General features: G+C 47.5%; 10 protein-coding genes and 1 pseudogene. 9 read left to right on the top strand and 2 right to left on the bottom strand.

Annotation, left to right across the window (positions count from 1 at the left end; all coding sequences use genetic code 11):
- From BLV54_RS14130 to BLV54_RS14110, 6 genes are all read left to right on the top strand, one after another.
- A partial coding sequence (locus BLV54_RS14130) for a calcium-binding protein (protein WP_305367537.1) occupies nucleotides 1-1,029 on the top strand: 1,029 nt, incomplete at its 5' end.
- Nucleotides 1,030-1,495: 466 nt separating this feature from the next.
- Complete coding sequence (locus BLV54_RS14125; RefSeq protein WP_090572253.1) at nucleotides 1,496-2,296, top strand: alpha/beta fold hydrolase; 801 nt, start codon at nucleotides 1,496-1,498, stop codon at nucleotides 2,294-2,296.
- Between the two features lie 83 nt (nucleotides 2,297-2,379).
- The gene (locus tag BLV54_RS16265) at nucleotides 2,380-2,526 is read left to right on the top strand and encodes a hypothetical protein (protein WP_176969790.1); all 147 of its coding nucleotides are present in this window, start codon (nucleotides 2,380-2,382) and stop codon (nucleotides 2,524-2,526) included.
- Nucleotides 2,507-3,577 (top strand): hypothetical protein, encoded by a 1,071-nt coding sequence (locus BLV54_RS14120; protein ID WP_143032533.1) that lies wholly within the window; start codon nucleotides 2,507-2,509, stop codon nucleotides 3,575-3,577. Before BLV54_RS16265 ends, BLV54_RS14120 begins: the two co-directional genes overlap by 20 nt.
- Nucleotides 3,578-3,659: 82 nt before the next feature.
- Nucleotides 3,660-3,779 carry a DNA polymerase beta superfamily protein gene (locus BLV54_RS17380; RefSeq protein ID WP_218132415.1) on the top strand — a complete coding sequence of 40 codons (120 nt, stop codon included), beginning with the start codon at nucleotides 3,660-3,662 and terminating at the stop codon, nucleotides 3,777-3,779.
- Entirely contained in the window at nucleotides 3,779-4,003 is a 225-nt protein-coding gene (locus BLV54_RS14110; RefSeq protein WP_090572251.1) for an alpha/beta fold hydrolase, read from the top strand. Before BLV54_RS17380 ends, BLV54_RS14110 begins: the two co-directional genes overlap by 1 nt.
- A gap of 337 nt (nucleotides 4,004-4,340) precedes the next feature.
- Here BLV54_RS14110 and smbP read toward each other — a convergent pair whose 3' ends face one another.
- A complete protein-coding gene (gene smbP, locus BLV54_RS14105) occupies nucleotides 4,341-4,670 on the bottom strand; it encodes a small metal-binding protein SmbP (protein ID WP_090572250.1) in 330 nt (109 codons plus the stop codon).
- Nucleotides 4,671-5,009: 339 nt separating this feature from the next.
- On the opposite strand from smbP, the gene BLV54_RS14100 reads away from it, so the two are divergent.
- From BLV54_RS14100 to BLV54_RS17030, 3 genes are all read left to right on the top strand, one after another.
- Nucleotides 5,010-5,764, top strand: a protein-coding gene (locus BLV54_RS14100; RefSeq protein WP_256329528.1) for an IS5 family transposase whose coding sequence is annotated in 2 segments (ribosomal slippage) — nucleotides 5,010-5,348 and nucleotides 5,351-5,764 — 753 coding nt in all. Because the reading frame shifts where the segments join, the coding sequence is not laid out codon by codon here.
- Between the two features lie 62 nt (nucleotides 5,765-5,826).
- Nucleotides 5,827-6,492 (top strand): transposase, encoded by a 666-nt coding sequence (locus BLV54_RS17035; protein WP_256329527.1) that lies wholly within the window; start codon nucleotides 5,827-5,829, stop codon nucleotides 6,490-6,492.
- 10 nt (nucleotides 6,493-6,502) lie between these two features.
- Complete coding sequence (locus tag BLV54_RS17030; protein ID WP_256329526.1) at nucleotides 6,503-6,892, top strand: transposase; 390 nt, start codon at nucleotides 6,503-6,505, stop codon at nucleotides 6,890-6,892.
- A gap of 259 nt (nucleotides 6,893-7,151) precedes the next feature.
- Here BLV54_RS17030 and BLV54_RS15795 read toward each other — a convergent pair.
- Nucleotides 7,152-7,229: pseudogene (locus tag BLV54_RS15795) on the bottom strand (IS5/IS1182 family transposase); the annotation flags it as partial.

The raw sequence follows: 7,229 nt of genomic DNA, 5'->3' as shown, positions 1-7,229 counted from the left end.
GACACGATTGATGGCCTGGCTGGTAATGACACCCTGTCTGGGGGCAGTGGCAACGATGTGCTGGAAGGAGGCGACGGCACCGACATGCTGTATGGTGGCAGCGGAGATGACAGCCTGCGAGGGGGCGCAGGTGCCAACGATTACCTGTCAGGCGATGCCGGCAATGACACCTATTTATTTGCTGCTGGAGAGGGCAATACCAACATCTATAACTACGACACCAGCGCAGGCCGCCACGATGTACTGCGCTTTATGGAAGGGGTCAATCCTGGCGAGGTGACGGTAACGCGTGATCCTGGCAATCTATACCTGACCCTGCAGAGTACCGGTGAGAAAATCACCATCAGCAACTACTTTTATCAAGATGCAGCTGGCCCTTATGTCCTGGATGCCATTGAGTTCAGTGATGGCACGAGCTGGGATGTAACCACCGTTAAACAAAAAGTATTGCAGGGTACAGCAGGCGCCGACAACATCACAGGTTTTGCCACAAACGATACGATTGATGGTCTGGCTGGTAATGACACCCTGTCTGGGGGCAATAGCAACGATGTGCTGGAAGGAGGTGAAGGCACTGACATGCTGTATGGCGGTAGCGGAGGTGACAGCCTGCGAGGCGGGGCAGGTGCCAACGATTACCTGACAGGAGATGGAGGCAATGATACCTATTTGTTCAATACTGCGGATGGAAAAGATACTATCAATAATTATGATACAGAGGTAGCAAGTTTTGATATTCTAAGAATTACTGATGTATCTTTTGAAAATCTCTGGTTTAGCCGCAGTGGAAACAATTTACAGCTAAATATAGTTGGCACAGATGATCAATTAACAATTACTAACTGGTATAGTGGTGATATTTATCAATTGAATCAGATCATTGCAGGGTCTTCTATTTTATTGAATAAGCATGTTGACCAACTGGTTTCAGCCATGTCTTCATATGAAGTGCCGAGCGGTGCGGGAAATGTCATTTCACAAGATGTAATGGATGCTTTGCAATCAGTATTCACTGAAGTATGGCTGTAAGAACGAATTCTTTCGTGTGCAAACAATTTTATGAATATAACGATTTCGTTTGGCAGCTTGTTTGATAAATTGCTCTGTTTTCAATGAGTTGATGATGAATTTATAGACACAAAGAGATATTTCCCACAAACTTAAAATATATAAATATACGGCCAAATCTAGCGATGTGGTGTTCATCTGTCGGCATATTGGGATTTCAAAAGAAATTTATTTCTAGGAGAAACGAGCCTATGAGGCAGATTGAAAAAGATAAGTTATCTTCGTCGAGGCTGCCACTTTAGTCGGTAATAATAAGCGGGTATCTGGTTCGTTATCACTATATAAAAATATCTGCGGTTGTTGTATACCAATTATTAAATTCAAAGCAGATTAGTTCTTGATTGCTCAGCCGCGAGTTTAACTAAACAGCTGGCCATGTGTTTATGTTTTACCATAATCAAGAAGTCGTTTATTTTTCCTAAATTCTATGCCTAAAATTCAAGTCAACGGAGCGAAGTTACATTACACAGATGAGGGGACAGGACCAGAAACCATCCTGTTTGCCCATGGGCTGTTGTGGAGTGGCCAGATGTTTGAGGCACAGATCAATGCGCTCAAAGATCGCTACCGTTGCATCACGTTTGATTTTCGTGGCCAAGGGCAAAGCGAAATCACACAAGACGGCTATGACATGGAGATCCTCTACCGGGATGTTGTCAGATTGATCGAGGTATTGGGTTGCGCACCTTGTCATTTTACTGGGCTTTCGATGGGAGGTTTTATGGGGATGCGGCTGGCGGCTCGGCGGCCAGAGCTTCTGCGGTCACTGATGCTGCTGGGAACGTCGGCTGATCCTGAACCGGTAGAGAATGTTCCACGCTATAACCGGCTTAATTTTGTCGCGCGCTGGTTAGGTTTGAGATTTGTCGCAGCTCCCGTTATGCGGATCATGTTCGGTCAGACGTTTCTCACCGACCCCAATCGGGCTGCGCAGCGTGAAGAGTGGGAGAAACATCTAATCGCTAATCATCGCATCGGCGTCAGCCGCGCGGTCAGGGGCGTGATAGATCGTCAGGGTGTTTACGACGAGATTGGTAAAATTACTACTCCTACACTGATCATGGTCGGTGAAGAAGATGTCGCCACGGTACCGGCTAAAGCCGAGCGTATTCAGGCCAGGATTGCTGGCTCACGCCTGGTAAGGATTCCCGGGGCAGGACATTCTTCGACCATAGAAGAGCCGGAAGCGGTCAACATGGCGATTAAAGCATTCCTGGACAAGCTGTGAAAACAACACGGCATCCCGTATGACGACTACATTTTCATAAGTTTAGGCTGGAATCCATGCCCGACTTAAGGAGGCGCATGATCTTGCTACACAAAAACGGGCGCAGCATGGCGATCTTTTTGTTTAAACGGCTATGCGCAAAACCATTGGGTCCAGCAGACTATCTCACCATTCGCGAAGTCAATGCCGCGTTGCTGCCAGTAACGCTGGATGTGGTGTTCACCAGCTGATACAGAAGCGGCGATGACTCATCATATCAGTTTTGCAATCCTGCCTGTGCTTACGCTGCCTGGCCGCATCGACTGGACCATCCGTTTCAGCGAAATTATTTTCGACAAACCACCTTATCTGGTGCTGCAGGCGATTCCCGATTTCCCGGTTGGCAATGACCATTTGGCTGAGCGCGGAATCGTCTGGGATGTGTTCTCGTTGATTGATTCGATCAAACGGCCCGGCGCGTACCAGGTGCTGACCTGCGATTGTGGTTATGCACCTGATGCGGGCTTGGAAGAGCCCGTCCTGGTGAGTCACCCGGATGCCAGCACTGTAGTCTGGGAGCTTGATATTTTCGGCTTACGTCCGGCATTGGACGATGCTCTCGCTGTGACAGGGGCGGGTTTTGTGCAACTGGTATTTGCGCGCGACCAGTATGAGGCCGATATCCGGGCGCTGTTGCGCGCCTTGTTGCGTGCAGCTCAGGCCCCTGTTGCGACCAAGACGCTGGATTCGCAGGTTTATGGGCTAGAGTACTTGCTCGCAAATTATCCAACTTATGATTCACTTTGCATTGAAATGCTGGAACCCGATACGCAGGGGTTGGCTCTGGAACGTTTACTCGAACTTGATGCAAGCGAACTTTGGCAGCGGACGCCAATGTGGCCTGCCGGAACTCTGATTGAGTTTGGCTTTTTTTCGCACGGCGATGAGCATGAGCTGATCCGGGTAAATGGGAAGCTGTCTGGCCAGCTTTGGCCTGAGTGGTATTTCACTCGCTGGGAAGTCCTTGCTGCTTTTAAGAACTGGCTGTCTCACACGCAACGTGCCTTTGCACTGAAATCGGTAACCTCATTATCTACAGAAATCGGCCGTAACGAATTTGTTTTGTTGCGGGAGTCGGATCGGCAGCGCTGCCACGAGGCGGGCAAACTATTCGCTGCAACCGTGCAGGCAAGCCTGCAAGAAGGCGAAACAGCGCCTGGCGTGACGGTGCGTTACTGCGAAAGCCCTCTTTACGCAGCGGAAGCTGGATCATTTTTGGCGGGGAGCGAGGAACATGGATGAATGCGATCATTCGATCGATCCTGTTGTTCGTGCCAGTGTCGAATCCCGTCTCACGTCTATCGAAACCGAATACGGTGTGTGAGTGCTCTATGCTTGCGAGTGGAGCAGCTGGGGTTGGTGTTTTGCCTCACCCGACAGCGATTATGACGTGCGCTTCATCTACGTTCATCCGTTGTCCTGGTATTTGCGGTCAAGGGTGTAATGGATCGTCAGGGCGTTTACGACGAGATTGGTAAAATTACTACTCCTACACTGATCATGGTCGGTGAAGAAGATGTCGCCACGGTACCGGCTAAAGCCGAGCGTATCCAGGCCAGGATTGCTGGATCACACTTGGTAAGGATTCCCGGGGCAGGGCATTCTTCGACCATAGAAGAGCCGGAAGCAGTCAACATGGCGATCAAAGCGTTTCTGAACAGCCTGTGAGGGCGGGGTCGGTCCTAACTCATCCTAATAAAAATAGAGAACAAATCCTACCTGTAAAACCACCAACAGCTGCTGGAGACTAGCTCCAGATCCACAGCATTTCAGACGATTTGAATTCCCAATTTAACACGTTGCTCTCATGGGGAAGAAAAGCATAGTCTATTTCAAGTGAAATGAAAGTAGATACACTTTGGCTTCCCTTTATATTTGCAATGTCACTTTTATAGTGATGCCCGGATGGATATCGGAATTAAGGTTCGCCTCTATAGTCAGAGACAACGGTATATGAGATCAAGTTCAGTCGTCAAACAAAAAATATGAGCCTGCACTTCATAGCTTATTCTTGCATAAGACTCATTGCTGTTTGAGTATGGCTGGTTGCTGCACCGGCACGATCCATCTCAGCATGCCCGATGGCTTTTACTAAATGCCCAACGGCTTGTTTCATCTGATCATCAGCACCAGAATTGGTTGCCGCTTGAGCATACTCCATACTTACCTTGGCATGAGTGAGCAATTCTTCGGCATGACCCATTTTTCCATACTTTATGGCTTCCTCAGCTTGTTGTATGGCTTCTGCTCTATGATCAGTATCTTCTGCATAAACTTGAGTATTTAGGAAAAAAGAAAACATTCCAATTACAACAGTAGTTGATATTATTTTCATGACAATTACTCCTTATTTGATTAAAGATTAGTCGTGAATGTAAATGATAACTAGTAAGGGGAGCAATAATGCAATTGCATACATTTTTCCTCAGACTTAGGCTCAGGACCTATTAATTTGGGGATAGCCGAACGGAAGCCGATGTGATTCCCTTAAGGCAGGAGGTGCTGTCATGAATGAGTTATTCCTGTTGTCGAAGAAGTAATAAGACTCCTGCACAATTTACCCGTTAGCCAAATAAACAACTAGGGCGTGTGGACAATTAATTAATTTTCAAGATTCACAAAAGAACTGTATTGTGATTCACTGTTTATAAGCTATGGGAGGGGCTTATGAATGGTGCGACGCTATGGATTGCGGGATGATCAGTGGCAACGGATTGAGCATTTGCTTCCGGGCCGGGAAGATACAGTTGGCGTAACGGCAAAAGATAATCGTTTGTTTGTGGAGGCGGTGATTTACCGATATCGGGCAGGCATTCCATGGCGGGATTTGCCGGAGCGTTTCGGAGACTGGAACAATATCGCCCGCCGTCACAAGCGTTGGTCCGATAGCGGCGTGTGGCAAAGGGTCTTTGAGCATTTGGCCGCTGATGCGGATAACGAATACGCCATGATTGACAGCACAATCGTCCGCGCTCATCAACACGCAGCCGGAGCAAAAGGGGGGACAAGGCGCAAGAATGTATCGGGCGGTCAAAAGGCGGTTTAACGACAAAAATACACGCAACATGTGATGCACTTGGCAATCTGACTGGCTTTCATCTAACGCCTGGTCAGGCCCATGATCTACAAGGCGCAGACGCCTTATTGCCTGACATCCTTTGTAAAGTAAAGGCGTTTTTGGCCGACAAGGCCTATGACGCCGCTGAACGTGTGCTTGATCTTCTTGATCAGAAAGCTGTTAAGGCCGTTATACCGCCAAAATCCAACCGCACACAGCAACGTGAATACGATGAGGATATGTATACATGGCGGCATCTGATCGAAAATTTCTTCCAAAAACTCAAGCAATACCGCGCCATTGCAACCAGATACGATAAACGCGCCTCAACCTTCCTCGGCGCCATCTATATGGCCGCTTCCGTTATCTAGCTTAATTGACCACACGCCCTAAAAGGACGACAGGTAAAAGATGTTTGGGGCAGAAGATGCAGATGAGTTTTGGGTCAATAGAATTGGCGCAACGTCTGAGGCAAGACAGCGTACTGATGAAGATTGATGCACTGATTGATTGGGAGAAATTGCGTCCGAGTCTTAGGGGTTTGTACAAGCGCGAACTATCGAATGGTGGAGGACAGGAACCGTTTGACGCGCTGATGATGTTCAAGGCGATCCTGCTTGGTCAATGGCATAATTTGTCGGATGCTGCATTGGAACAGGCGCTGAGCGTGCGAATTGATTTTCTCCATTTTTGTGGCTTGTCCTTGTCGGATGTGATCCCGGACGAAACGACCCTGTGCCGATGTCGTAATCGGCTGGTGGCCAACAACAAGCTGGATGGTCTTCTGGCCGATATCAATCAACAGATTCAATCACATGGTTTGATGGTCAAGGGTGTAACGGGCGCGGTGATCGATGCCACACTGATTGAGTCAGCGGCATGTCTTAACAAGACCATCACGTTGGAGGTGGATGCTGAAGGCAAGACTGTTCAGTTTGAGGATGGCAGCCAATCGGGAATCTCCTGCGTTGAAAAACAGAGTGCGGATCCGGATGCGGCCTGGCTCAAAAAAGGCAAGAAGTCGTATTTTGGCTGCCGGAGTTACGTTGTGGTAGATGCGCAAGACGGTTATGTGTGGGGTACACACTGCCCCTGCTAACTAAAGTGAAATGATGTATTTCGAAGCAGCCATCAATGGCGTACATATTGAGGCAAATCGGGTAAATGCAGATAAAGGCTCAGCCAGCCATGCCAATCGGCAATATCTGAAAACGCGTAAAATTAAGAGTGCGATCATGCACCGGGCGTACAAAAACAAACCACTCTCAGCACGACAGAAACTGGCCAATAGATTGATCAGTAAAAAACGCTATATCATCGAACAATGCTTTGGGACAGCTAAACGCTTATTTAGAATGGGGCGTGCCAGCTACTTCGGAACGGTAAAAGTCAACGCCCAAATCTTGATGAAAAGTGTTTGCATGAATCTGAAAAAAGCTGCCAACAAAATATTCGTAGATGAATTATCAAGAGGAGCAGTCCGTCCTAATGCAGCATAAGGGGGAAAGCTCCCTTAAAAAGGGTAAAAATTCATTTTTCTGCCAAAAAAAGCAGGTAAAACTGTCATCTGAGAATTTCATCCCATCACTACAATAAAATTTTCAGGGTTGTGCAGAGATCTTTAACTTTGAGATACGATTGAATGATAAGAAAGCTTTGAAAAAACGAATGCGTTTCTGATCGGAGCTTAAAGTAGCCATTATGCTGCGAATTGCTTTTGAATTTAGGTGAAATAGTTTCTTAGGGTCTGTTGACATTTCACACAGGTAGCCACAGATACCCGCATGCCATGGCAACCATACTTTCATAATTTCTCTTTAGTTTGTCGTATCGTGT

It is taken from the genome of Nitrosomonas sp. Nm33 (assembly GCF_900107265.1).
GTDB lineage: Bacteria > Pseudomonadota > Gammaproteobacteria > Burkholderiales > Nitrosomonadaceae > Nitrosomonas.
This window is presented reverse-complemented; position numbering and strand designations above follow the sequence as displayed.

Excerpts from the sequence above, each read along its gene's own strand:
- BLV54_RS14125 (WP_090572253.1), top strand. The coding sequence starts at position 1,496 with ATGCCTAAAATTCAAGTCAACGGAGCGAAGTTACATTACACAGATGAG.
- BLV54_RS14120 (WP_143032533.1), top strand. The coding sequence starts at position 2,507 with ATGTGGTGTTCACCAGCTGATACAGAAGCGGCGATGACTCATCATATC.
- BLV54_RS14110 (WP_090572251.1), top strand. The coding sequence starts at position 3,779 with ATGGATCGTCAGGGCGTTTACGACGAGATTGGTAAAATTACTACTCCT.
- smbP (WP_090572250.1), bottom strand. The coding sequence starts at position 4,670 with ATGAAAATAATATCAACTACTGTTGTAATTGGAATGTTTTCTTTTTTC.
- BLV54_RS17035 (WP_256329527.1), top strand. The coding sequence starts at position 5,827 with ATGAGTTTTGGGTCAATAGAATTGGCGCAACGTCTGAGGCAAGACAGC.
- BLV54_RS17030 (WP_256329526.1), top strand. The coding sequence starts at position 6,503 with ATGATGTATTTCGAAGCAGCCATCAATGGCGTACATATTGAGGCAAAT.